Annotated in this window: 19 protein-coding genes and 1 tRNA gene; 8 read left to right on the top strand and 12 right to left on the bottom strand. The window is 40.7% G+C overall.

Translation table 11 applies throughout. The annotated features are described in order from the left end of the window. Positions 1-341: 341 nt before the first annotated feature. Positions 342-1,277, bottom strand: coding sequence for an RluA family pseudouridine synthase (locus tag UYC_RS0124335; RefSeq protein ID WP_026087464.1), 936 nt, complete (start codon positions 1,275-1,277; stop codon positions 342-344). 1,454 nt (positions 1,278-2,731) lie between these two features. Between UYC_RS0124335 and UYC_RS0124330 the strand changes: the two genes are divergently transcribed. From UYC_RS0124330 to UYC_RS0124320, 3 genes are all read left to right on the top strand, one after another. Beyond that, positions 2,732-3,847, top strand: coding sequence for a response regulator (locus tag UYC_RS0124330; RefSeq protein WP_016874694.1), 1,116 nt, complete (start codon positions 2,732-2,734; stop codon positions 3,845-3,847). Between the two features lie 286 nt (positions 3,848-4,133). Next, positions 4,134-7,397: a GAF domain-containing protein gene (locus UYC_RS0124325; protein ID WP_016874695.1), complete on the top strand. Its 3,264-nt coding sequence runs from the start codon at positions 4,134-4,136 to the stop codon at positions 7,395-7,397. A 563-nt stretch (positions 7,398-7,960) separates the two neighbouring features. Further along, the gene (locus UYC_RS0124320) at positions 7,961-9,748 is read left to right on the top strand and encodes a chemotaxis protein CheW (RefSeq protein WP_235082946.1); all 1,788 of its coding nucleotides are present in this window, start codon (positions 7,961-7,963) and stop codon (positions 9,746-9,748) included. Here UYC_RS0124320 and cobA read toward each other — a convergent pair. The 4 genes from cobA to UYC_RS0124300 form a co-directional block, all read right to left on the bottom strand. Further along, complete coding sequence (gene cobA, locus UYC_RS0124315) at positions 9,745-10,536, bottom strand: uroporphyrinogen-III C-methyltransferase (RefSeq protein ID WP_016874697.1); 792 nt, start codon at positions 10,534-10,536, stop codon at positions 9,745-9,747. The genes UYC_RS0124320 and cobA overlap by 4 nt on opposite strands. Next, positions 10,533-11,294 carry a sirohydrochlorin chelatase gene (locus UYC_RS0124310; protein ID WP_016874698.1) on the bottom strand — a complete coding sequence of 254 codons (762 nt, stop codon included), beginning with the start codon at positions 11,292-11,294 and terminating at the stop codon, positions 10,533-10,535. The genes cobA and UYC_RS0124310 overlap by 4 nt, the downstream gene beginning before the upstream one ends. A 101-nt stretch (positions 11,295-11,395) precedes the next feature. Continuing rightward, positions 11,396-12,085: a manganese catalase family protein gene (locus UYC_RS0124305; protein WP_016874699.1), complete on the bottom strand. Its 690-nt coding sequence runs from the start codon at positions 12,083-12,085 to the stop codon at positions 11,396-11,398. 465 nt (positions 12,086-12,550) lie between these two features. Beyond that, the gene (locus UYC_RS0124300; RefSeq protein WP_026087465.1) at positions 12,551-12,967 is read right to left on the bottom strand and encodes a DUF4359 domain-containing protein; all 417 of its coding nucleotides are present in this window, start codon (positions 12,965-12,967) and stop codon (positions 12,551-12,553) included. 118 nt (positions 12,968-13,085) lie between these two features. Between UYC_RS0124300 and UYC_RS0124295 the strand changes: the two genes are divergently transcribed. Next, positions 13,086-13,158 (top strand) — tRNA-His (locus tag UYC_RS0124295). Positions 13,159-13,432: 274 nt separating this feature from the next. Here the strand turns inward: UYC_RS0124295 and UYC_RS0124290 are convergent. The 4 genes from UYC_RS0124290 to UYC_RS0124275 all read right to left on the bottom strand — a co-directional run bounded on the left by UYC_RS0124290 (position 13,433) and on the right by UYC_RS0124275 (position 17,495). Further along, positions 13,433-13,753, bottom strand: coding sequence for a hypothetical protein (locus UYC_RS0124290; protein ID WP_016874701.1), 321 nt, complete (start codon positions 13,751-13,753; stop codon positions 13,433-13,435). 84 nt (positions 13,754-13,837) lie between these two features. Then, positions 13,838-15,748: a GTPase family protein gene (locus UYC_RS0124285; protein ID WP_016874702.1), complete on the bottom strand. Its 1,911-nt coding sequence runs from the start codon at positions 15,746-15,748 to the stop codon at positions 13,838-13,840. 101 nt (positions 15,749-15,849) lie between these two features. Next, on the bottom strand, positions 15,850-16,137 hold the full coding sequence (locus tag UYC_RS38645) for a hypothetical protein (protein ID WP_162139012.1): 288 nt from the start codon (positions 16,135-16,137) through the stop codon (positions 15,850-15,852). Positions 16,138-16,262: 125 nt separating this feature from the next. Further along, a complete protein-coding gene (locus UYC_RS0124275) occupies positions 16,263-17,495 on the bottom strand; it encodes a TetR family transcriptional regulator (protein ID WP_016874704.1) in 1,233 nt (410 codons plus the stop codon). Positions 17,496-17,770: 275 nt separating this feature from the next. Between UYC_RS0124275 and UYC_RS0124270 the strand changes: the two genes are divergently transcribed. The 3 genes from UYC_RS0124270 (at position 17,771) to UYC_RS0124260 (ending at position 20,238) form a co-directional block, all read left to right on the top strand. Next, entirely contained in the window at positions 17,771-18,601 is an 831-nt protein-coding gene (locus tag UYC_RS0124270; protein ID WP_016874705.1) for an acyl-CoA desaturase, read from the top strand. Positions 18,602-18,823: 222 nt separating this feature from the next. Beyond that, positions 18,824-19,675: an alpha/beta fold hydrolase gene (locus UYC_RS0124265; protein ID WP_016874706.1), complete on the top strand. Its 852-nt coding sequence runs from the start codon at positions 18,824-18,826 to the stop codon at positions 19,673-19,675. After that, positions 19,672-20,238, top strand: coding sequence for a TetR/AcrR family transcriptional regulator (locus UYC_RS0124260; RefSeq protein WP_016874707.1), 567 nt, complete (start codon positions 19,672-19,674; stop codon positions 20,236-20,238). The genes UYC_RS0124265 and UYC_RS0124260 overlap by 4 nt, the downstream gene beginning before the upstream one ends. A 38-nt stretch (positions 20,239-20,276) precedes the next feature. Here UYC_RS0124260 and UYC_RS38100 read toward each other — a convergent pair whose 3' ends face one another. From UYC_RS38100 to UYC_RS0124250, 3 genes are all read right to left on the bottom strand, one after another. After that, the gene (locus tag UYC_RS38100) at positions 20,277-20,438 is read right to left on the bottom strand and encodes a DoxX family protein (RefSeq protein ID WP_200862398.1); all 162 of its coding nucleotides are present in this window, start codon (positions 20,436-20,438) and stop codon (positions 20,277-20,279) included. 467 nt (positions 20,439-20,905) lie between these two features. Further along, positions 20,906-21,250 (bottom strand): DoxX family protein, encoded by a 345-nt coding sequence (locus tag UYC_RS0124255; protein ID WP_016874708.1) that lies wholly within the window; start codon positions 21,248-21,250, stop codon positions 20,906-20,908. Between the two features lie 82 nt (positions 21,251-21,332). After that, positions 21,333-22,682, bottom strand: coding sequence for a pentapeptide repeat-containing protein (locus tag UYC_RS0124250; protein ID WP_016874709.1), 1,350 nt, complete (start codon positions 22,680-22,682; stop codon positions 21,333-21,335). A 511-nt stretch (positions 22,683-23,193) separates the two neighbouring features. Between UYC_RS0124250 and UYC_RS0124245 the strand changes: the two genes are divergently transcribed. Beyond that, entirely contained in the window at positions 23,194-23,937 is a 744-nt protein-coding gene (locus UYC_RS0124245; RefSeq protein WP_016874710.1) for a tetratricopeptide repeat protein, read from the top strand. The last annotated feature ends 33 nt before the right edge of the window (positions 23,938-23,970 follow it).

Here is a 23,970-nt window from a genome sequence, read left to right as displayed (position 1 = left end):
GTATTTACAATTGAATACTTTTGTTCATTTAAGTTAATAAGATTTGGCTGTAGAATATTTTGTAACAAAAATAACAAATAATTTAAACTTATCTAGCAGTAAAAAGGCCTAGTCAGATTTAGCGCATCTTGCTCTATCAAAAAAATCTGTATTTTAAATAACTCTTTTATCCCTTTCTTGCTTGAGTCAAAATACTTAAAATTTAAAACCCCTAATTTACTGAAACCATCATGACAGAACTCAGATATTTCTCGGTTTGACTGTAACTTTGATACTGGGGATCGCGTAAAGTTCTGTAAAGAGGAGTTAAGAAAATTCTGAAAAATTTCTCATTTCTATTTCTAGCGAGAGATGCCAACTCGTCTTCGTAAAACTTCTAGCAGGGTGGTAAAGGTTTCTGGAACAGGCGCAGTGACTTCAATCCAGTCTCCGGATAACGGATGCTGCAACCTCAATCGCCAAGCATGAAGTGCTTGCCCTGGTAAATTTACACCAATAGAACGACCTGAACTATAAACAGGATCGCCGACAATAGGATGACCAATATGGAAACTATGAACGCGAATTTGATGAGTACGTCCGGTTTCTAGTTGGAAATGCATTAATGTATAGTTGCCGAGGCGTTCTAATACTCGCCAATGAGTAACCGCAGAACGCCCACCTTGTTCTACGGGTAGGATAGCCATTTTTTTGCGATCTATAGGATGGCGACCGATCGCTAGATCAACAGTACCACTTTCAGTTTTCGGTGCGCCGTAGACAATGCCTAAGTATTCTCGGCGTGCAGTTTTAGCTTTGAGTTGTGCTTGTAGGTGTTGATGAGCCAATTCGGTTTTGGCAATAGCGATCGCTCCTGTTGTATCCTTGTCTAGCCGATGGACAATGCCCGGACGCTGTACACCCCCAATTCCTGGTAGATTGGGACAATGAGCCAAAATCGCATTCACCAGGGTACCATCTGGATGACCGGGTGCAGGATGGACTACTAACCCTGCAGGTTTGTTGAGAATCAGCAGTTGATCGTCTTCGTAGAGGATGTCTAGGGGAATATCTTCTGCTTGGAGTTTGAGGGGTTCAGCAGCAGGAATCTTTAACGTGATGCGATCGCCTACTTTGACAGTTGACTTTTTAGACGTGCAGACTTTGCCATTTAGTTGGACATTACCTTGTTCAATTAACTGTTGAATACGGGAACGAGATAGATCTGTTAATGTTTCGGCAAGGTAGCGATCGAGACGTTCGCCCTGTTCTTCTACTTGTAAACTAATTTCGGTCACAATTGCGTTGATTGAATATCCAGTTTTGCACCTAGCGATTAAAATCACGGCTACACAAGCAAAGCCTGCCTACGCAGGCTACTAAAGCCTTAAATTTAGGTTAGTCCGCGCAGGCAGACTTAGTTTGTATAGCCACGACTTCTAGTCGTCGGGGGCTAGTAGCTTAACTATCTTAACGAATTGCTAAAGACTTGAAGAGTGGTAGTAAAGCTAGCACAAAACCCATTATCATTTTCAAACTTCAAAGTATACGGTCGTCAAACAAGTAGAATTTTAATATATCAATTTATTTTTATTTGGCTTGCTGATAATAATACATTCTTTTCAAACTAACATCCGGAAAATTTTCAGATAGAAATATTTAGAAATGTTTTACAATTATCATGTGTTTCAATCAAACATATTTTTTTGTACATAAGAAACTTAATTTAAAGAGTTACTCACAACCAAAGTGGATAATTTGTCTGATTTTCATGTACTTTTCGTATATATTAACTACTGTGTATTTTTCAACCATTACTAACTTAGATACAGCCCGCTCTGAGTAACTTTTGATTGTTATCTACGTTTTGATCCGGATTTAAATCAAATTCTTTGAATATTTATTTCAGTATCAAAGAGAATAGTATTATTACTGTTGCCTATGCATTCTAGTAAGCTTACCTAGTGTTTAATAAAAAAGGTAAGAATGAAAAATTAAGAACAATAGAAAATTCCTCACTGATAGATACTGTAAACATGGCATCTGTAAATACATGAAATATCTATATCTACAGACAAATTAGATATTTAATATAGATTTTCTGTATTAATTAATTCATAATTGCCTTGAATAAATATATAAGCGTAAAAACTTGTACATTTTTGTTCATTTTTGTACAAAACATCAGAATAAAATTAAAATTATTATTGTCTTTACTCTAATATCAAAATAAAAAGTTTTCATGTTTTCTTTAAGTATCACTAGTCTTTTTAATGCAGCTTATAATTTTTTTTGTTAAAGTGTAGTAATCTAAAAGTTAGGAATAAGCTTTTATTTTGGGTATGCACTACACTTGTTTAATTTGCTCAAAATTCATGAATTGAGCAGCTATATTTTCTAGGGTGAGGCTTCATCCAGTTCATTAGGGCAATTCTCCAAATCATCAGGACTAAACTTTAGAAGTTGTTTTCGTTACATATGAAGAAAATTTATTCTTCTGGACGAGTAACAGTTGCATCTTGTACTTTTCAATCGCTGAGTCAAGCATCTATTCAGCAAATACATAGTGGGAGTTAGTTATTAGTGCCGTGCAAATAACTCAAATTAGCTTTCAGTACTCTTTTTACACGTGTATCTACCTAACACAAACACTGTTTCATGGCAATACTTTAAGCCATTTTGATATTTGTCAATAGTAAGGATACTACCAAGTTGAATTTGTGAACCTTGATTTCATTTAAGAGCCACAGCCATGAAGGTACTTCCTATAAATAGATATAGATTTTATCAGTCACTACAACCACTTTTTCTCCTAAAAAAAATCACTAGTAAGTCTACTAATGGTTGTTTGCAAGTTTTTACAGCTTCAGCTTCTTGGTTATTTTATGTACAGGAAGGAAAATTAATCTATGCTTGCTGTACAGAGAAAATGTTTGAAATTATTTACAAGCACTTACAGTATTTAAGCCAAAAAATTCCTACTCTTCATCATGGAATTAAAGAACGCTTACAAGCGATATTTGAAACTGGTATTGAAAATCAAGCCATACCAAATCCAGATTATTTAGCTATTTGTTGGTTAGTCAAGCACAAGTACATTACATCCCCCCAAGCAGGAATTTTGATTGAACAGTTGGCGCTAGAAGTTTTAGAGTCTTTTCTAAGTTTAAAAGAGGGAAGTTATGAGTTTACTTCCTACAGTTTTCTTGATGAAATGCCAAAGTACTGTCATTTGGATATACGCTTACTAGTTGAATGTTGTCAAAAGCGATCGCAGCAACGTTTGGAAGGCAGATCCTCCCAAAGTAGATTGTTCAGCGCCAATACAAAATCGGCAAGAGTTAGTGCTAGATCGCCTCATCTAGAAAAGAACAAGTCATCAGTTTCTTTTCAGCAGCATCCAGTTGCAAATCCTGCTCAGTCACAATCGGCATTACCAAAACAAAGTACCAAAACTGACAAGCAAAATAGCCAATCTATTCGCCAGACACCTACTGATAAAAAACTCTACAATGTCTTATGTATTGATGATAGTCCAATAGTAGTTAATGCCATCACAAGATTTTTAGATAGGCAGGTTTTTTCTGTTGTTGGTATTAACGAGCCATTAAAAGCTTTAGTACAAATTATCCGCGTTAAACCAGACATAATTCTACTGGATATTGAAATGCCAAATCTAGATGGTTATGAATTATGTTCTTTAGTACGCAATCATTCTCTTTTTCAAGAGACACCTATAATTATGATTACAGGTAGAACAAGTTTTATCGATAAAGCTAGAGCTAAAATTGTCGGAGCCTCAGGAGTTTTAAATAAGCCTTTTTCACAAGCAGATTTAATTAAAATATTATTTCAATATCTTGATTAAGATAGTAAATACAGCCAGCAATAATTTCAAGCAAGAAACTTCCAGAAAAAACACTCAACCATCTAACAAAATAAACCTCTCTGTTTCTTATTTCTCTGTGTTCTCAGTGTCTCTGTGGTTTGTTTATTTGCATAATTTATTTCTTGTAAATCCCTTTATAAATTTACAGACTATCTATCATGCAGCGTTTGATATTAGATAGTTACTAGTTGCTAAAAGCTAGCGAAATAAAGTAAATCACTTATCGGACATTTGCAAACATTTGACCATTATTGAGAAATACTTAATGACTAATAGAATTGATGTCAACAAAAAAAATCGTAGTTTCACACCAAATTCATTTCCAGTTTCTCCAGAAAGTGTAACTGTATTACAACCGAGAAGTTATTCTCCATATTCCCCGATTCATAATGTAATTACATGGATGAAGCAGGCAAGCTTGCGCACTAAAGCGACTGCTTTTGCTGTTGCCATCTCTACCCTACCAATCTTAGGAATTGGAGCATTTACTTATTACTTGGTAAATCAATCCCTAACAAAAGAAATAAGTAAGATTAAACAAGCGAGTGCTCTTGATTTATCACACAATATCAAGCAGTTCATGCTGGCACGAACTGGAGAAATGCAGTTATTTGCCAATCAAAGTTTTCTTACTAACCCTAAACTAAGAAATACTAGTAATTTCTTAGAGCAGGAAGCAAGGATCAACACTTGGAAAGAAATTTACCAGTTCTATGAGAGCATAGCAATTTTAAAACTAAATGGAGAAGTCTTTTTACAAACTCAAGGACAACCAATTCCTAATCAAAAAAATCAGGAATATTTTCAAGCAATACTCAAAACAAATCAACCTTATATCAGCCAACCATTTACAACAATAAATGCAGAACAGCCGAAAATTCTCTTGGCTGTACCTGTGAAAGATAGTGTCACAGATAAAACTATTTATATTCTTCAGGCAGTGATACCAGTGCAATCTTTAGCACAGGCACTCAACAAGCTGCCGGGAATTCGAGATGAATATCATCTCATAGATGAGACAGGAAAGATTTTTTTAGCAAAGAATAAGAGTGATGTCGGTAAAGATGCTCAAAAAGTGATTCCAAGTTGGGAGCAACTGCAAAATGCAAATGAGATATTAACACGCATATTACCTGATAAGAAAGGACACGCTGAGGACTTAACAACCTATATTCCCTGGCAAACAATCGAAGGTTTACCAGACTTAAATTGGAACTTAGTTTTAAGTACAGATAAAGCCATTGCCTTGGCAACTCAAAGACAGATATTGCTGATATTAACAATTGGTATTATCGTCACAGCTTTACTGGTAGGTGCGATCGCTGCGATTTTAGCTACCCGTCTCACCTTACCAATTCAAAGTGCAACTATGGTAGTGAAAAAACTGGCTAGAGGTAACTTTGATACTCGAATTACCGTTCGCGGTGAAGATGAGTTTGCGACTTTGGGAGCCAGTATAAACCGGATGGCAGATCAACTGCAAGACTTGCTAAACAAGCAAAAAGCAGAAGCTGAACGCCTAAAGTTGTTTACAAATATCTCAGCTGCAATTCGCCAATCACTCAATTGCGAAGATTTATTTAACCTTACAGTTACAGAAGCCCGACAAGCACTAGGAGCACATCGAGTAGTTGTCTATCACTTTAATGCTCACGGGCGCGGGCAGGTAGTAGCTGAATCCGTGGCTCCGGGTTTGCCTGTAATTTTGGGAGACACAATTGAAGATGGCTCCATTGCCAGGCAGTTAATGGAAGCATACTCAATTGGTGGGGTGTTAGTTGCCAATAACATTTTTGAGATGGACTTTGCCCCAGAGTATCTTAAATTAATGGAACAGCTGGAAGTCAAAGCTATTTTGGCAACACCAATTCTCAAAGACAATCAAATCTTTGGCTTCCTAATGGCTCATTACTGCTGGGCACCTCACGTTTGGCAACCCTTTGAAATTAATTTCTTAAGGCAGTTGGCAGTGCAAGTCGGGCTGGCTTTAGAAAGAGTGAGTTTACTAGAGGTGAGTCAGGCATTGAAAGACTTTGCCATTCACTTATCTGGAAATCTCAACTCTGGGGAAATCTACAGTTTAGCAGTTCAAGGTATCCGCAAAGCTTTAAAGGTAGATCGAGTAGTGATTTGTCAATTTGACGAGAAGTGGCAAGGCAATATCTTAGCTGAATCAGGAGTAGACGGTTTGCCTTGCACTTTAGAAACGAAATTATCTGGTTTACAAGATTATGTAGATAAGTATCGGCAAGGCGATGTGCTGGTAACCAATAACATTTACCAAGCAGGTTTTTCTGAGTCTTACATCAAACAACTCGAATCATTGGCAGTCAAAGCTCACCTAGAAGCCCCGATTTTATCGGGAGGCAACTTGCTAGGCTTGTTAATTGCCCATCAGTGTAGTAGAAGCCGCGTCTGGCAGCAGGCAGAAATCGATTTGTTTGAGCAATTCACGAGACTTGTGAGACTAGCTTTAGAGCGAGCTAATCTTTTAGAGCAAAGCGAAAAAGCTTCCCAACTCCAACGCCAGCAAACAGAACAACTGCAACAACAACTGCTCAAATTAATAGACAATCTTGCTGGAGCTAAAAAAGGCGATTTGACAGTACGTGTGGAAGTTTCTAAAGGAGAAGTAGGTGCGATCGCTGACTTTTGTAACTCGATTGTAGAAAACTTGCAAGATGTTGTCATTCAAGTCAAAGCTGCCGCTAACCAATTAAATGGTACAGTTGCAGAAAACTCTAGTGCGATCGCTCAACTAGCAATTGACGCATTCAAACAGCAACAAGAAATCAGCCGTACTCTTGATGCTGTCGATCAAATTAGGCTGTCAATGAAAGGCGTAGCCAAAAACGCCAGACTTGCCACAGCCGTTGCTCGTACTGCCTCTCCCACCGCAGAAATTGGCGACACGGCAATGGATCTAACGGTAGAAAATATCTTAAGCTTGCGAGAGGCAATGGGAGAAACAGCAAAGAAACTCAAGCGCCTTGGTGAATACTCCCAAAATATTTCTCGCTTGAGTTCCTCAATTCACAAAATTGCCCTCCAAACTAATTTGTTAGCCATTAACGCTGGTATTGAAGCAGCTCGTGTCGGTGGAGATAATCAAGGTTTTGCCTCCTTTTCCGAAGAAGTTGCCGCCCTAGCAGTTGAAAGTGCCGGAGTAACTGGTGAGATAGAAGGAATGGCTGCCAATATCCAACTAGAAGTCAGCGAAGTAGTTAAGGCGATGGAATTGGGAAGTGCCCAGGTAGTAGAAGTAACTCGTCTAGTAGAAGATAGCAAACATAGTTTAAATCAAATGCTAGATGTCTGTCGCCAAATTGACGATTTAGTGCAATCAATTTCTACCGCTACAGGATTACAAGTGCACAATTCTAAAGAAGTTATCAATTTTGTGAAAGAAATTGCCAAAGTATCAGAAATGACTAGCAATTCATCTCGTAAAATTTATGCATCCTTGCAAAAAACAGTAGAAATTTACCAGCAATTACAAGCAACAGTGAGGAATTTCAAAATTAGTTGATTTATAAATTGCACAATTATCAATCACCATAAGGCGGGCAGTGTTAAGAACGTAAAACTAAGGGTTTAAATAAAGCGTCAAACTGCCCATTCTACAGAATTTATAATCTTCACCTCTGTGCTTTTTAGTAGTAAGGTGGGCACTGTCCATAATGTAAAAATAAGGTTTTGAAAAAATTTAAACAGTGCCCACCCTACAAAATTTACTTTTTAAATCAGAATCTAGGTAGTAAGGTGGAACTGTCCATAATGTAAAAATAAGGTTTTGAGAAAATTTAAACAGTGCCCACCCTACAAAATTTGCTTCGTAAATCAATTACAACCATACATGAACACCGATAAAATCTGTGTTTATCTGTGTCCATATGTGGTCATTTTTTTAACCTACAATGAATACAATAAATTAATAGTAAAGAAATATTAACAATATAAATAATCTCTGTTTGAAACAGAAATTACAAAATTTATTTTAATTCATAATCTATAATTTAATAATTTCTTATCGGCAATAGCCTGCCAGGAAATCAATTGTATCTCATCAATTTGGTACAAAAAATTCAAATTATGTTAAAAGACAGGGAAATTGAAACCCAGATGCAATTTCTGGAAGCAGCAAATGATAGTTTGAATACCCTGGAAACTGTTTTACTAGAAATAAAACCTAACTATCAACTTTCTATTCCAAGCATCGATACAGCACTCAAAGCTACTCATTCTATTAAATGTGGTGCTGGGATGATAGGATTTAATATTTTGGGTAATTTTGCTCAACGTTTAGAAAATTCATTAGAAGTTTTAAAAATCCAATCTAATTCTCTAAAAATTGATACAGATTTACACAGTATACTTGCGTCAGTAGTTGATTGGCTGCGTCAAATCGTTGAATCACTTGCAGTTGGTTGTATCTTGGATGAGCAATGGTTAGCAACCTTTTGTTATCCACTCTTTGAGGAATTACAAAAGCATTTGTCCTTTCAAAGTGTTGAAAAAAACATAAGTGCTTTATCCCCATCAGATGGGCTGCAAGACATGATAACTTTACTTTTTCAAACAGAAGTAGAGGAAGATTTGCAACGCCTAGAATCTTTGTTAGTTAGTGGCAAAAAATCTGACTTAAAATCCGAAGGCATGATGATAGCTACTCAATTAGCCAGCTTGGGAGAAATACTTCAATTAAAAGCTTTTGTTCAACTTTGCAAATCAATTCTGCAACACCTAGAAACTACTGACTCTAATGAAAACATTGTAGAAATTACTCATCTTGCATTATCTGCGTGGCGGCGATCGCAAGCATTAATTATGGCAAATCAGCTTGATAGCATACCTACAAGCATTGATTTCACGAAATCAGAAGTGAGTAGCCAAAAAAAATCAAAATTAATCTCAAAAGTTCCAGACACTCAGGCAATAAGTTTAGAACTATTACAGGAAATATTAATATCTAGCCATCAAAGAGAAAATCAAGAAACAATAACGAAAACTCTTGCCAATCGAGTAGAAAACATTGATGATTTAATGAAGGAACTTACTATCCAGCATGATAGCCTAGAAATGCAAATTGATAGATTAAACAAGCTTATTCGCAATCTCAGCCTCCGTGTCAAAAAGCTGGAGATAGATAATAACGAGTTGCGCCTGACATATGATAAGTTTGCCGCTAAAATATCTACTTTGACTCAAATACAATTCCAAAATGGAAATTGTATTTATACAAACAACCAGAATACATCAATAGATAATTGCCCAGAATTAGAGATTACATCTCAGACTGTAATAGAAACAATTGCAAAAATTCAAGAAATCGCTAACGATATTGAACTTAGCCTGGCAGAGACAAATCAAGTCAGTTGTTTGTTAAATAAAACGGCTCAGAATCTGCAACAGTCTATTGCAAACCCTCCTATTAACCTTTCATTAGAGCGAGTGCTGCTGGTAGAAAGCGATCAGATGCTTTTGGGATTTTCTATAGATGCAGTTGAAGAAATATGCTCGCTCAATCCAGAGCAAATTTCGCTTGTCAAAGGTAGTGAAGTTTTCAACTGGCAAAATTCGACTCTCCAGTTAATTCGTCTGGAAAATTACTTGCAGTTTAATTACCTATATCCGATCGCATCAGCTTCAGAAACTCCACTGCAAATCGAGGCTGCTGGTGTATTAATTGTCAAAGCAGGCGATCGCTCGTTAGCAGTGCAAATAGATCGCTGTTGGGGTGAAAGGAAAGTTTCTATCCATCAAGTAGAAGGTAATATACCCTACTACAGGAACTATACTATTCTGGATGATGGTCGGATCGTACCACTGTTAAGCGTGAGTGAGCTACTGCAAATGAGCGAGAACTACTGCAAACTTTAGCTTGACACTGGGCGACAACCAGATAACATCTCATGCATATTCACCACCGCACCAATCACCACAATTGCAGGCGCTCCAAATCCAGCCTTCTCAACTTGCTCTACAATCGTTCCCAACTTACCAATTAATTCTTCTTGATCCGCTCGTGTACCCCAACGCACCAGAGCGATTGGAGTTTCCTGACTTAATCCTGCTATCGTTAACTGTTGAACAATATAAGGCAGGTTGTGAATTCCCATATAAATCACAATCGTTTCTGAACCGTGAGCGATCGCCTGCCAATTAACCTTCGGTCTATACTTACCCGCTGCCTCGTGTCCAGTAACAAAAGTTACCGAAGAACTATAGAGACGATGCGTCAAAGGTATGCCTGCATAGGCTGGAGCGGCAATTCCCGAAGTGATACCTGGCACTACTTCTACTGGCACTCCAGCATTCACCAATTCTTCCATCTCCTCGCCGCCACGGCCAAAAACAAAGGGATCACCTCCCTTCAAACGCACAACAATTGCATACTCCTGCGCTTTTTCAATCAGCAACTGTGTCGTTTCTTCCTGAATCAGAGAATGACGCCCCCGTCGCTTACCAGCATCAATCTTCTGAGCCATAGGATTGATCATCGCCAGAATTGCCGGACTTACCAAAGCATCATAAATGACAACATCCGCACATTCTAGCAGTCCCTTACCCTTGAGTGTCATCAACCCCGGATCTCCAGGCCCAGCACCAACCAAATATACCTTTCCCAAACAAGCCCTCCCCTCTGACTTTGCGTCTTGGCGGTTCATTTTTCTAACAAATCCCAAATCAAATCGGCTAATTCTGCACTTGCTCCCAAAGGTTCCGCCAGCTGAAAATTTACCTCAGGAAAATGTAATTGTAACTTTTTTGTAGCTTGAGCGATCGCATCAGTTATGCCACCAGCGAATAAAAAGTATGGCAGAATCGCAATTTGTCTGTATCCAGCAGCAATTAACTGTTGGACTTGCGATTCTAAACTAGGAGCAACAGCCCAATAAGCAGTCACTGCACCTAATTTCTTGGCGATCGCTTCCACTGGTTGTAGCGAACCCGAACGTCGGCTACCGTGGGCTAAAACAATCTTGGCAGTTGCTGTTGTTCCTGCAAACTGCTTTGCCCACAACTGTTCTAAACCTGAGTGGCTGCCTAAATATGGTTGTAATTCGATGAGGATATCTTGGCCTAGAGACTGCTGTGCCAGCTCGACTTCACGAGGAATATCTTCCATAACGTGGACTCCTGGCATCAGAAATAAAGGTATGATTTTAAGGTGAGTCTCCTTTAAAGTAGCAACAGAATTTCGGGCAAAGTTGATAATTTGCTGATGTAAAGGTTCTGGGCTGAGTTCCAGGTATGCTGTACCTACTAAAGTTTCACACATCGATGCAAAAGCCACATTCACACCAGCAACCTTAGATAAGTTACCTTGCGCTTTGTTGGATACTAGTTTTGCCAACTGTTGCATAGCAATTTCCGGTCGCGGATCTCGACTTCCGTGGGATACTAGCAGATACGCAGATGGCATTAGCAAAAGTGCAACTTCCAATTTTTACTTAAAGTATCTTAGCAAATCAAAACAAGATCCCCGACTTTTTTGAAAAATCGGGGATTTGTGTCAAGAACTAATTAAGATTGCTTTTCCGCCATTGGATCGGCAATATAACGGAAAGTTGGTTCTGAATTCCAAGGGCCGCGTTCGTCTTTTCCATCACTAGACAAGTTATAGTAAATATCCACAGTGCTATCGGGTTGAATATTACCAAAGAACGGATCGGTTAATTTACCCAATGAATCCAGCGCCTTCATAAACATCTGGGTATGGGATATTTCTCGTGTCAATAAATGAACAAGTGTATTTTTAGTACCTTCATCAGGTGCTAATTTAATTAATTCTTCGTAAGTTTGGCGCGCGCCAGCTTCAGCGCCAATATTAGCCCGCAAATCGCGCACTACATCACCACCCTCATTCACATAATTAGCAGACCAAGCATTACCTTGACTATCTAACAAATGTGGTCCCATACCACGCACTGCAAACAAAGTACTTTTATAAGCGTCAGTTTGGTCAACATTTTTGGTGTGTGCTTCAATCAACTTACCCACCATTTCTAAATGACCAAACTCTTCTATCGCAATATCTTGTAACATATCCCGGATGCCAGGATTTTCACAGTGGAAGGACTGAGTCCAATATTGCAAAGCTGCTGTTAGCTCACCTGTCGCACCACCAAATTGCTCTAAAAGCAGTTGAGCAAAACGTGGGTTAGGTTCCTTAACATTAACAACATGAATTGTTTCTTTTTTATGAAAGAACATCAGCCGTTTTCCTCTCTTTAAGTTGTAAATTTTATCTTCTTGCAAGTCATTGAATTTAAATAATTACTCACAAGAATTTAAAAGCTAACTCCATTAAAAATTCTAGACATGACAGCAAAGATTAACCTTCCCCAAAAGAAAGACTTAGTGTTTTATTATTTCTAACTAAAGCTCTATTTTTGTTTTTACAAATTCTAATTACAATAAAACTCTTATACTACACCTCAAAATCACCTCTTGTAGCCTCAAAGAGGTGATAATAGTGCCTGAATAATCAGTATCAACCACAATTGCTGCCAAATCTGGCTTTCTTAAGGCTTTGCGAATGTAAGCAATTAAAGAAACGCTTCTCCTTCTAGCTTGAAAGTCGGGTTGGGGGAACTCTTAACAGGGAACAGTAAAAATTCCACTTTCACTCTTGGTGATGAAACTTGTCTCATCGGAACTGCCTTTTGCCTTTTGAGTCTAAAGCTGTTCAGCCTTATAAGTATAAAACTGATCAAAAGCTCCCAATGTCTCAAATTGATAACCAGGTGTAGAAGATAACAGAGCATCCAGATTCACACCAGGTGTCACAGAATTTAGACTTAAATTTGTACGATAAATACTAAAAATTACAAAATCTTGTCGTTCGGTATTTTCTGCAATTAGTTCTCGCACTTGCGATCTAGCCGAATCCACTATTTGCTTACAATTAAACCGGATTAAATTTTCTAATATTTTCGGAGTTTTTTTACAAACGTTAGTCTTTAAATAATTTGTTAGTCGTTGCTCGGCATACTCTTCATATTCAACTTGAGCGGGGTTTGTCTTCGCCATTACCACACCCAGGACAATTAGTCCTACCACTCCCACATATGCCATAATATTTGAGACTTTCATTTTCCAGATCGTAATTTACTGTGGTCTTTAGACTTCAGATTATCTAAGTCCGTTCCTTGATAAAAAACACTAGACCATTTTGTTGGAGAGTGTTATAATAAGAAACGCAATAGACATGGCGAGCGTAGCCAAGTGGTTAAGGCAGAGGATTGTGGTTCCTCCATTCGTGGGTTCGAGTCCCATCGTTCGCCCTTATTTTCAATTTGATATCACACCCTCATCGCCTATAAGTATGCAAACCTGGTTAGATATAGTTCGTGGTTTGTAGGGGCGGGTTTATTGAGATATTTGGTTATCCTAAAGAGATTATTGTTAAAACCCGCCTGTACAGTTGTTAGCAGTATTACTTATAGAATTACTACTAGCTTTGCACATTTATAAAATGATTGTTGTAGGGTAAGTAGCAGTATTTTATTGAAAAAAAAGCGATCGCCTGACGCCCAAAGAGTCTCAATCCAGCACAATCTAAAAAGTGCGATCGCGTTGAGGGCGATAGCGGATATTATCATAGACAGAATAACCTTTTGCGTGATTAATTCGGTTATTTTGCCCATTGGTTGAAAAATTATTGGCAGAACGGTTAAAACAACGCCAACACTGAGAATTCAAGCGATTAAGTGAATGGCTAGAGTAACTGTTACGAGGATAATAGGTACGGTAGTCTTTATAACCTCCACAATATTGATTGCCAGGGCGAACAGATTGAGCTTTAGCAGTTTGAGCAAAAGTTAAACTTGCGATCGCAGCAAAGAATGTTGTCAGAACTAACGAAGTAAAAGGTTTCATCACCCTACCCAAAAGATTTGTTCTACTTCCATTGTTACAAACCGAACAAAAGCAAGTAGCGAGTAGAAAAAATCGTAACTTGACTTAACTTTGCTGCAAATAATACTCAAATCTTTGCTGGAGTTGTTCAACTGTCAAATTTTGAGTCCAATACTCAACTAAGGAGTGACCAAATGCCCAAGCGTTGCGCTCAGATGAAGTAGAATTATCCAAAAGTAATGGCCAAAGAGACAGCAAGTCAAAATTAAGAGGATTATCACTCGTATTTAACAGCGAGAAAAGGTCATAAGCCATTTGCAGTTTGCCAATGACAATCGGTAGCTGTTCCACAGGAATTTGTTCTGCCAACAGATAAGCCAAATTTGGAGATCCGGTTGCCAATGTAGAAATAAACTGCAGTACAGGGCTTTTGAGAAATGCAGTTAATCCTTGGGTTGTTGTCATCTGGAAGGTGTAGCGATCGATAATTTTGGCAGCAGCAACAGTACGAGCTTCCAGATTACGCAAAAAGCGAGCTAGCCTCAGTTGCTTGGTAGGTGCGATCGCCTCCACCAATGCCAGCGATAGGGCATCCACTCCCCAAGCAGCTCGATTTGTTTTCATATCAGCAGTCACGACAGGCAGAACTAAATCGCAGAATTCTCCTAGCAGTTGAGCGCGATACTCAGTCGCTTCGCGAATAGCAATTTCCTTGGGAAGCTCGCCCCACTCCCAATCATAAGGAGGGTTCCACTCCCGAATCGGGCGGAGACGATCCACTTGAGTTACGATCGCGATCGCTGGCAAGTCTGCTACTTCTGCCTTGATATCTTGGAGAAAGTCCACATCCATTTGCAAAGCCGGATCGAGAGCAGGAGTAACCAACATTAGTAAATCTGCGGTTTGAGCGTAGTCAAGCACGAGTTCTCTCAAATCTGCGCGGTTGGCTTGTTCGTAACCAGGGGTATCCCAGAGCGTCAGTTGTTCACCGCTTCCGGTTTGCCAATGATAATTTTGAATGCGATCGGTGCTGGGCAAAATATCGACTGCGGCTTTTTCTGCTTGAAACAGCGTGTTAATCAGACTGCTTTTTCCTGCTCCGGTTCTTCCTGCCAACAGAATATTAATGGGTTTTTGTTCAACAACTTCGGTAGGTTCGGCTTGTGCCAGAATTTCCCGCAGTGTTTGAGTTTTGGCTTTGGGAATCGTTGGTGTAGGAATGGAGGTAACAAAAGCTGGCAGTGTACTACCTCCGTAGAGAATCATTGCTTGCCTGCATAAGTTCCGCAGAGTCGCTTCTCGAAGCATTTGACTCAAGTTCACCAGTAGTTGCTGATTGGCTTGGCTACTGGAACGCTGACTAGCTTTACTTGCCACCGCCGCCACAGGATTCAACAACCATTGTGCCCAACTCCAGGCTCGCCACAGTTTGCGAGCAGATGGCTCTAAGCTCTGATAAACTTCGTATGCTTGATATGCTTGCCCAACTGTCACCTGATTGAGAGCAGGGGATAATTTTTGCACCCACTGATCTAGATCGTCTACTGTTCCCCGAATCAGCCCGTAAGCTTGAGGAACGTAAATGTTCAACAGCGGATACTTCACTTCTGGATGATAAATCTTGGCAATGGCGACAACCAGATCCTGACAGCGCTGCCAAAAAGTTTGCCAGTCTTCCCAGATCGGAGCATCATTTTGTGCCGCGCTCAGGATTTCTTGGAGTGCAACTTCTGCTTGTTTAGTGGCGTCAGCTCCCACAGTAGGCGTTGTTTCGTCGATCGCAGATTCCAGTTCTTTGCTGACTTCTGCCACAACATTTTCAAACTGCTCGAACTGCGGTCGAGTCCATTTTACTAGCAGCCAACGCCAACCCACGAATAAAAGGGTAAACACGCCCCAGATCCAGTTAATACCCCATTCGTGGATCTGCAATCCCGCCGACACCAGTAAAAAACCAATGATGAAAGTGATCGGAATTGCCAATACGATCCATTGCCAAAGCCTTAAGCGCACCATTGCCCCATACCCGCCTTGATTATCCTCTGAGCTACGATGTTAGCAAAACAAAGCACAAAGGCTATGCAACCCGCTACAGATATTGGCACGCTCTGAAGAAATCAGGCAGAGGAGCCAGCGCCGTGGTGAGCCAGCACTGCGGGAGGGTTTCCCTCCGCAGGTGACTGGCGAAAGGGTTCCCCGACTTGGGGCGACTGGCGTGGCAGGAGGCAGAGAGAAGTCACAAGACGCGAAGCAGCTTCCCGTGAGGGTGCGCCGTCGCACGGCGAGCCTCCTTGTGGAGGAGCTACACTAACAGAACTTCCCAGAGGCAGAAGGCAGAAGGAAAGGGGATTTGACTTGTTTGTTTCATTTGTAGCAGCAATTTTTGTAGGGTGGGCACTGCTCAACTTTCCTCAAGCCCTTATTTTTAAGTTATGGACAGTGCCCACCTTAGGGTTATTGAGAGGGATTTCTCCCAGCCCTATCCCCAACCCTGTCCCTTTTGAAGCGATCGCCAAAAAGTCAACTTCAATTAACTCTCCCTAGTTACCTGCCTTGATTTCTGATCCAGGCGAATAGCCTGCTCTAGAGCTAATTTTTCTTTAGCTCTACGAGCGTAGGGTTGTAATTGAGTCAAATTCCAGCCAGTAATAATACTCATATCTTCTAAATTCATTCCCTTCATCAACATTTCTGTACACCACGTCTGTTGGGCTTGCTCAATGGCAGGCTGTTGTCCTTCTGGTGTCAATAATCCCTCTGTTAATATCTGCCAGCGCTCCTCTATTTCTACCTTTGATATTGGCATTCCACTATCGTTGAGAAATAATGCCGAATGTTCATCTTTACGGCTTTTTAGCCATTGAGTTAGTGGATTGCGAGTATGAGAACCATATCGCTTACCCAAAATCCACTGATTAACAGGAACTTGTCGAGTCGAGCCTTGAGTAATTTGCAACAAGTGCCGATTGGTATCGATAATCTGGTGCGATCGCTCTAAATTCACAACTTCTGTAGTTGATAAACCTGCTCCAAACAAAACATACATCAGGGCATAATCTCGCAGCCCTGATTTCTTCGCTCGTTGCAAAATCAAATGAACTAAATTTGCTGGTAAATCTATCACCTTCTCTGTAGCAATAAACTCATATTTTCTTGAACTTGTAGAATCTGTAGCACTGGGTAAAAACAACGCTACCAAGCTTTCCAAAAACTCATCTCTGTCACGCCAAAATTCGTGAAATTCACTAGTAAACTGAATCATGGCATACCCCAACAACAGACTATTGAGTAAACTTGCTAACTTCTCGGTTGGTAAATGGGTATGTAATTGCTCTCGCTCCACGACTGTTGCTAAATATTCAGCAACATAGCGGTTGGCTTGATTCAAACTTCGTCCCAGTGCTTGACGATTTTCTACTGGATAATTTCCTGCTTCACCTACCAAGGAACGCACCAAATCTGGAACTTTTTCTAAAGCCTGCAAGCGGCGATCGCAATAATCTTTCAGAGCTTGGTAGGCACTGGTACTTTGGCTTGCTTGCCTTTTCAAGGATTCACCCAGTTCTTCAAACACTGGCGATTCAGAAATTACCGCCAAAAGCAATCCGTACTTATTGCCAAAATGTCGGAATAAGGTCACTTCATTAACTTGTGCTAATTCTGCAACTGCTTTTGTTGTCGTTTCGGTGACTCCTTGCGCCGCGAATAACGACATCGCTGCATTAATCAGTCGCTGTCGAGTTGAAACTATTTGACCGGACATAAGTTAAAAATGTAAGTGACACTTGCAATTAAAATTTTTCTTTGTTAAGCTCAAGAATGTAAGTGGCACTTGCATCCTTTATTAAATAGAATCTAGAAGCCAGGAGCCAGAATATTCTTTATTCTTAATTCTTCTTTAAAAGTATCCCCCACGACGAGTGTTCTGACTTCTGAATTCTGTATTCTTCTTCAATCCTACTTTAGCTGTCTTTAACCTTCCTGTTCCCTATTCCCCGTTCCCTTTTCATTACAGTACTCACGTCAAAGGAAATATTTATGAATTCGCACTCAACTGCGGCTGTTGATAAGCAACCGCTAGCTTTAAGCTGGACTAACGTGGCATTTTTTGGAACATTTCACGCCCTAGCGATGCTTGCTCCCTGGTGTTTTTCATGGTCTGCGCTAGGAGTTACCATATTCCTTCACTGGTTATTTGGCAGTATTGGGATTTGTTTAGGGTATCACCGATTTTTGACTCACCGAAGTTTGCATTTGCCAAAGTGGTTAGAATATGCGATCACTACCTTAGGTGCCCTAGCTATGCAAGGAGGGCCTATTTTTTGGGTAGCTGGACATCGGATGCATCATGTGCATACAGAAGACAAAGACAAAGATCCTTACTCTGCCCAGCGTGGTTTTTGGTGGAGTCATATGCTGTGGATTTTTTATCCACAAGCAGAGTTTTTTGACTACGAAATTTACAAAAAATATGCCCCTGATTTAGAGCGTGAACCCTTCTATCAATGGTTGAATCGCTATTTCTTGTTGCTGCAAATCCCTGTTGCGATCCTACTGTATGCTTTGGGCGGATGGTCTTTTGTTATCTACGGCATCTTTCTAAGGGCAGTATTGCTTTGGCATACCACTTGGCTAATTAACTCTGCAGCTCACCTGCGCGGTTATCGTCGTTTTAACGTGAAAGACAACTCTCGCAATCTTTGGTGGGCAGCACTTCTAACTTACGGAGAAGGTTGGCACAACAATCACCACGCATATCCAAATGTAGCAAAAGCCGGATTACGTTGGTGGGAAGTGGATATGACTTGGTGGGCAATTAAAATCTTACAGGCTATAGGGTTAGCGAAGAAAGTTAATGTTGGCGGTTAAGGGCAATTAACAACTACTTTCCACAAAGTTAATTCACATCTTGCACCAGTTCCGACAGCCTGGAGGCGGCAGCCCACAAACTCTCGTTACCAGGTTGAACCTGGTAACGAGAACTGGAGCAAGATATCAGTTAAGAAATATTGCAATCAGGGACAAGTAGATTCAAGGCTAATAACATTAACCTTGAAGGCTAATGTTATTAGCTAAAGGAGGTAGTCCTCAATGATTCCGAATTTTGAACTTAAAACAATTCGAGTCAACACCGAAACACTGGCTTACGAAATAGCGGGTGATGGAGCGCTGATTCTCTGCTTGCCAGGAGTAGGGGACTTGCGTCAAGAGTACGATCGCCTCGCACCTCAATTAGTAAAAGCAGGCTTTCGGGTGATGGTTGCAGATCTACGCGGACATGGTGATACTTCAGTGGGGTGGCAATCATTTGATGTCCCAGCACTGGCGAGTGACATCGAACGGTTGCTTGATGCTGAAAAAACAGAGAAAGCATTGTTGATTGGTTGTTCTATTTCTGGTGCCAGTACTGCTTATTTTGCCGCTCAACATCCAGAGCGAGTGGCAGGGGTAGTGGGAATCTGCCCAATCCGTCGCGTACCGTTTACCGGTTTAAAAGCAATCCTTATGCCCTGGATTTTGTCAGGGATGTTTGCAAAACCTTGGGGTGTCGAAGTATGGGGTATGTATTATCGCTCACTTTATCCCAGCTTTCCGCCTGATGATTTAGATACTTACGTTGCTACCTTAAAAACAAAGCTACGCGAACCAGGGCGCTTTGCTGCCTTTAAATCAATGCTGTTGACTGGGCGCGATTCTGCTCATCTCAAAACAATCCGTGTACCAGTTCTCGACTTTATTGGTATGGCAGATCCTGATTATGAAGATCCACAATCCGAGGCAGATTGGTTAACATCCACGATTCCGCAGGTTGAAGTTCATCTGCTTGAAGGTTTGGGACATTATCCCCATAGAGAACAACCAGAGCGCATTTTGCCCCGTTTACTCCAGTTTGCCCATCAAACCCTGCGATCGCATTCATCTTCTCTGACAGGTTCATCATGAGTCCAGCTCGTGCCAAAACATCCTATTCAGAAATCATCCGCACAGCACAGCACTTGCTCGAAACTCAAGGATTAGAAAACCTGTCAATGCAAACGCTAGCTACTGCATTGGGAGTTCGTGCACCCTCGCTGTACAAGCACGTGAAAAACAAATCGCAGCTTGTGCGTGCCGTGTTAGAACACCTACTAGCTGAACTGGGTGAAACTTTGGCAAACGCAGCTCAGGGAAATAATCCCAGTGCCGATTTACGAGCGATGGCGATCGCTTACCGAAAATTTGCCCACGATCATTCGACGCTCTATCCGTTGCTTTACTCTAATCTTTCATCAGAGATGCAGCCTGATATTGGAGTAAGTGCAGCAGCCGTTGCACCTTTGTTAAAAACAGTAGAACAGTGGATGGGCAAAGAAAAATCCCTGAGTGCTGCTCGCATCGTAGTTGCTTTTACTCATGGCTTTGTGGATATGGAATTGATCGGAGCGTTCCGATTGGGTGGAAATGTAGAGGAAGCATTTGAACTCGGCATTGAAAGCTTGATTAAGGTTCTCAAGGAACTTAGCTGAAACAGCAAAAAGCCTCACCCCTACCGAGTGTAAAACAATCAATGATGTTGGGAATGATCTGAATTTCGTGAAGCCATCGTCTGTGTTGGTTGTCGCACTGCCACAATCCAAGCCCATCCAATTAAGAATACTTGCAGGGGGACGCGAAACAGCAGATAAATCGGCCCGTAAACGTTACCGCCAAAATCTACTGAATTCAAGGCTGCATAGACATTGGAGGGGAAAACACAGAGTGAAGTACCCCAACCTGCTTCGCTGAGGTTGGGGCTTCCAACTTCAACTCAATTCAGGGACGGTCTTATTCGTCTTCGGAGCTTCCCGTTTCATCGGCAAATGCCTCTATGTACAAGTACACTTTGGTCTTACTTTGCCTCAACAGGCAGACGCCCTGCTTCCCAAGGCGTATATCTTTTCCGTCCTACTCACCTTGGATTTACGACAATGGTCAACCAGCTAGGCTTTCAGATTCCCCGATCTACCGATTTATCTGCGGCAAGATTCTTACATCTACTTTGAAGTTAGCCTGTCTGTTCAATACGGTCGGGTAGGTCAACGACCATCAGTATTATCTCACAGAAAGTGGTGATTCCTCAATCACCCCTCTCCAAAATCAACCTTTTGTTGATATCTGTCGGGGATGCTTTCGTTATCACCCTGCTATCCATCCCTACTCCGTTTCACTGAGGGTAGGGACTTCCGCAGAAGTGGTTAAAAAAGCAATTACGAGTATTCCTGTTAATCGGTAGTACTGGGGAAGCAGTAAGCCGACTGCAAAAAATAATTCGATAATACCAGTCACATAGATGATGAAATACCGAAAAGGAACAAATTCAGGCAGCATTTGCACCATGCCATCGTCTAGTAAGAAGTGACTAATTCCGGTAAACAGGAACATACCAGCTAAAGCAATTCGTCCACAGAGACGATAGTTAATAGGCTGTTGCCTGAAGAAGACAAGTATAATCAAAATGGCAAATGCAAACGTAGCTAACAAAACAATTAAGGTAGCCATAGCATTGCTTCCTTTGCCTGCATTCTAAGACATTTCCGACTAGAGCGATCGCCTATCCCCTGTTCCCTATCCCCTATCTCAACTACCTCCCCAACTTATTCGGAATGCCCTCACAACCACCGGGAACTGTACCTCTGGTTTTTTCGCCACACCAAGCACAGCAGTAATAACGGTTAGCGTCTGACATCCGCTCGACATTACTAAAATTTGCATCTTCCACTACAGCGCCAGTGTGTTCGCCTGTTTTGTAATTGGGCGGGTGCTTGCGACTGCGAGGTGAAGCCGTTTCTGGACTTCCATAAAATAAGATGGCACCGTTAAGGTCAGCACCACTGAAATTAGCCTCATATAAAATGGTACGGGAGAGGTCGGCTTTAACTAAGTCACAATTGCTGAGATTGGTACGAACAAGATTAGCTTCACTCAAATCAGTCCAGCGCAAATCTGTGCCAGAAAGATCTGCACCTGCCAGCATTACTCCTAAGTCAATGACGCGGACACCATAGACACGATCCTCACAATAACCGCCAATACCGTCAAGAATAGCTCGACCAAGTAGGCGATCGCGTTTTAGAGGAGTGAGCAATTTGGAACGGGAAAGAAAGCGGAGTATTTTCGCTTTACCACTGCCATCTACACTACTCAAAATCGCCGCTGTACGACCTTCTGCCAGTAGCCTTTCTTGAGGCCAATCTTCGAGTAATCCCTCTTCATCCAATACTAAATCGGAAATACCTTGAAAATAAGAATCAATTGTCTGCTGCTGGGTAATTAAATTTTGTTGGACTGTAAGCAAGTTTTGCTGAATCGTCAAGTCCTTGGAAATAACATACTGTCGCCAGGCAATGTAAACAGCAATGATGGCGATGAGAATTTGCCCCAAAGCACCAAACCATTCTGCTAGTGTTCCGAAAGCTTCCCAGTTAATTCTGCGTCCAATAGCCAGCAAGCCATCGCCTACACCAGTAAATCTTACAAAGCCGATGATTGCTGCTAATACTCCCAAAAACGCAACTACCAATGCTCGTTCTTGAGGAGCAAACCACTCGTCTGCAACTTCTTGCCACCAAGGCAAAATTATTGCCAAAGATATGAGCAAAGCAAGTAAAGTGCCGACAGTGCCAACAATCCAGTTATCGATGGCAATTCCTGTAAAAGTAATGGCGATCGCTACCAGGATTAGCAACAATGCTCTGGGTTTAACGCTCACAGCTTGACTCAAACGATGCTTCGCACTAGAACGCGCTTGCTGTAAAGCAGCAGTGTTTTGTGGAGATTGCAGAGAGGCAATTGCGGCTAAGGCTTGCTGCGCAGCCAGTTCATTTGGAGTTAAACCATTAACAGGCGTTTCCTCAAAGTCATCTGGTTGCAAGTTCTGTTCGGGAACGGATTCTGGGTTCGGGACTTGGGAAGAATTGGAATCAATAGGCATGATTATATTCTGGCACCAGCATTCTCTAATCAACAGCTGTTTTATCTTAGCTGTCGCAAATTAGAAACAATAAATTTACAGCGAGTTGTAGAAGCAAAAAATGCCCAGAGGGCAACTTCTTACCGAATACAGTCGGAAATACTCTACTAATTTTTACCTCAGATCCCTCAATCAATGCATAGTTTTGACAAAAAAGAATTAATAATCAATTAAATCTTATTTATTAAATACTGGTATTCTTTTTATTTAAGTTATATCCTTTATTAACAGGATAAAGTCAGTATGTTTGCTTTATTTTTGTAGAAATCAGCTCAGAAAAAAGCTAATAAGTAACAAGTAGGAATTTTTCATACCGAGATAATGTGATATGATCCCAATTTTTTTATTCCGGCAAGAAATATTTTATAGATGATTGGATGATTAAGCTAAACTAATTGATAAAAAAGTGAATATTGTTTTACAATACTTAAAAATAGAACTTGTAAGCATGAGAGGGTGAGTTTAGTAAAGCATGATTTGTTGGCGTTGGTTTTTTGCCTCTAGCTGCATTACTTTATTGATTTCAGGCTGTGGTGGTTTAGCAAACTCAGCAGGGAAAAATAGCAAGCAAGCTGTACAAGAGATCAATGTAGCTCAGTTTATCTCAGAAGCACAGACTGCCAAAGAGGCAGAACATATCTTTAACGAAGGCAATAATTTATTAAACTCCCATCGCTACACTGAAGCTGTATTAACTTTTGACAAAGCGCTAGCCATTAAACCTCAACTTGCAGAAGCTTGGATTAACCGAGGAAATGCCTTAACAGCTTTGCAACGCTACCAAGAAGCAATCGCATCATACGACAAAGCGATCGCCACTAAACCTAACAGAGATGAAGCCTGGTATAACCGGGGCAATATCCTAAGTAAATTGCAACGCTACAAAGAAGCGATCGCATCATACGACAAAGCGATCGCTCTCAAGCCGAACAAGTACGAAGCTTGGATTAACCGAGGAATTGCACTGACAAAATTGCAACGCTACAAAGAAGCGATCGCATCATACGACAAAGCGATCGCCATTAAACCCGATAAGGATCTGGCATACTACAACAAAGCTTGTACGTATGCTTTACAAAACAATGTGGAGTTAGCAATTGAGAACTTGCACAAAGCAATGAAGCTCGTTCCCAACAAATACAATAAATTAGCAAAAACAGATCCAGACTTTAACAAACTACGTGGTGAAAAGCGCTTTCAAGAATTAATTAATTGAAGAAGAATACAGAATACAGAAGTCAGAACACTC

The sequence above is a fragment of the Chlorogloeopsis fritschii PCC 6912 genome, from assembly GCF_000317285.1.
In the GTDB taxonomy this organism is placed as follows: domain Bacteria; phylum Cyanobacteriota; class Cyanobacteriia; order Cyanobacteriales; family Nostocaceae; genus Chlorogloeopsis; species Chlorogloeopsis fritschii.
The sequence above is the reverse complement of the archived record's forward strand: the minus strand, read 5'-3'. Positions and strand labels throughout refer to the sequence as shown.

Bases quoted from the DNA above. Each gene is read 5' to 3' on its own strand.
- UYC_RS0124330 (WP_016874694.1), top strand. From the start codon at position 2,732: ATGAAGGTACTTCCTATAAATAGATATAGATTTTATCAGTCACTACAA.
- UYC_RS0124325 (WP_016874695.1), top strand. From the start codon at position 4,134: ATGACTAATAGAATTGATGTCAACAAAAAAAATCGTAGTTTCACACCA.
- UYC_RS0124320 (WP_235082946.1), top strand. From the start codon at position 7,961: ATGTTAAAAGACAGGGAAATTGAAACCCAGATGCAATTTCTGGAAGCA.
- cobA (WP_016874697.1), bottom strand. From the start codon at position 10,536: ATGAACCGCCAAGACGCAAAGTCAGAGGGGAGGGCTTGTTTGGGAAAG.
- UYC_RS0124310 (WP_016874698.1), bottom strand. From the start codon at position 11,294: ATGCCATCTGCGTATCTGCTAGTATCCCACGGAAGTCGAGATCCGCGA.
- UYC_RS0124305 (WP_016874699.1), bottom strand. From the start codon at position 12,085: ATGTTCTTTCATAAAAAAGAAACAATTCATGTTGTTAATGTTAAGGAA.
- UYC_RS0124300 (WP_026087465.1), bottom strand. From the start codon at position 12,967: ATGAAAGTCTCAAATATTATGGCATATGTGGGAGTGGTAGGACTAATT.
- UYC_RS0124290 (WP_016874701.1), bottom strand. From the start codon at position 13,753: ATGAAACCTTTTACTTCGTTAGTTCTGACAACATTCTTTGCTGCGATC.
- UYC_RS0124285 (WP_016874702.1), bottom strand. From the start codon at position 15,748: ATGGTGCGCTTAAGGCTTTGGCAATGGATCGTATTGGCAATTCCGATC.
- UYC_RS0124275 (WP_016874704.1), bottom strand. From the start codon at position 17,495: ATGTCCGGTCAAATAGTTTCAACTCGACAGCGACTGATTAATGCAGCG.
- UYC_RS0124270 (WP_016874705.1), top strand. From the start codon at position 17,771: ATGAATTCGCACTCAACTGCGGCTGTTGATAAGCAACCGCTAGCTTTA.
- UYC_RS0124265 (WP_016874706.1), top strand. From the start codon at position 18,824: ATGATTCCGAATTTTGAACTTAAAACAATTCGAGTCAACACCGAAACA.
- UYC_RS0124260 (WP_016874707.1), top strand. From the start codon at position 19,672: ATGAGTCCAGCTCGTGCCAAAACATCCTATTCAGAAATCATCCGCACA.
- UYC_RS0124255 (WP_016874708.1), bottom strand. From the start codon at position 21,250: ATGGCTACCTTAATTGTTTTGTTAGCTACGTTTGCATTTGCCATTTTG.
- UYC_RS0124250 (WP_016874709.1), bottom strand. From the start codon at position 22,682: ATGCCTATTGATTCCAATTCTTCCCAAGTCCCGAACCCAGAATCCGTT.
- UYC_RS0124245 (WP_016874710.1), top strand. From the start codon at position 23,194: ATGATTTGTTGGCGTTGGTTTTTTGCCTCTAGCTGCATTACTTTATTG.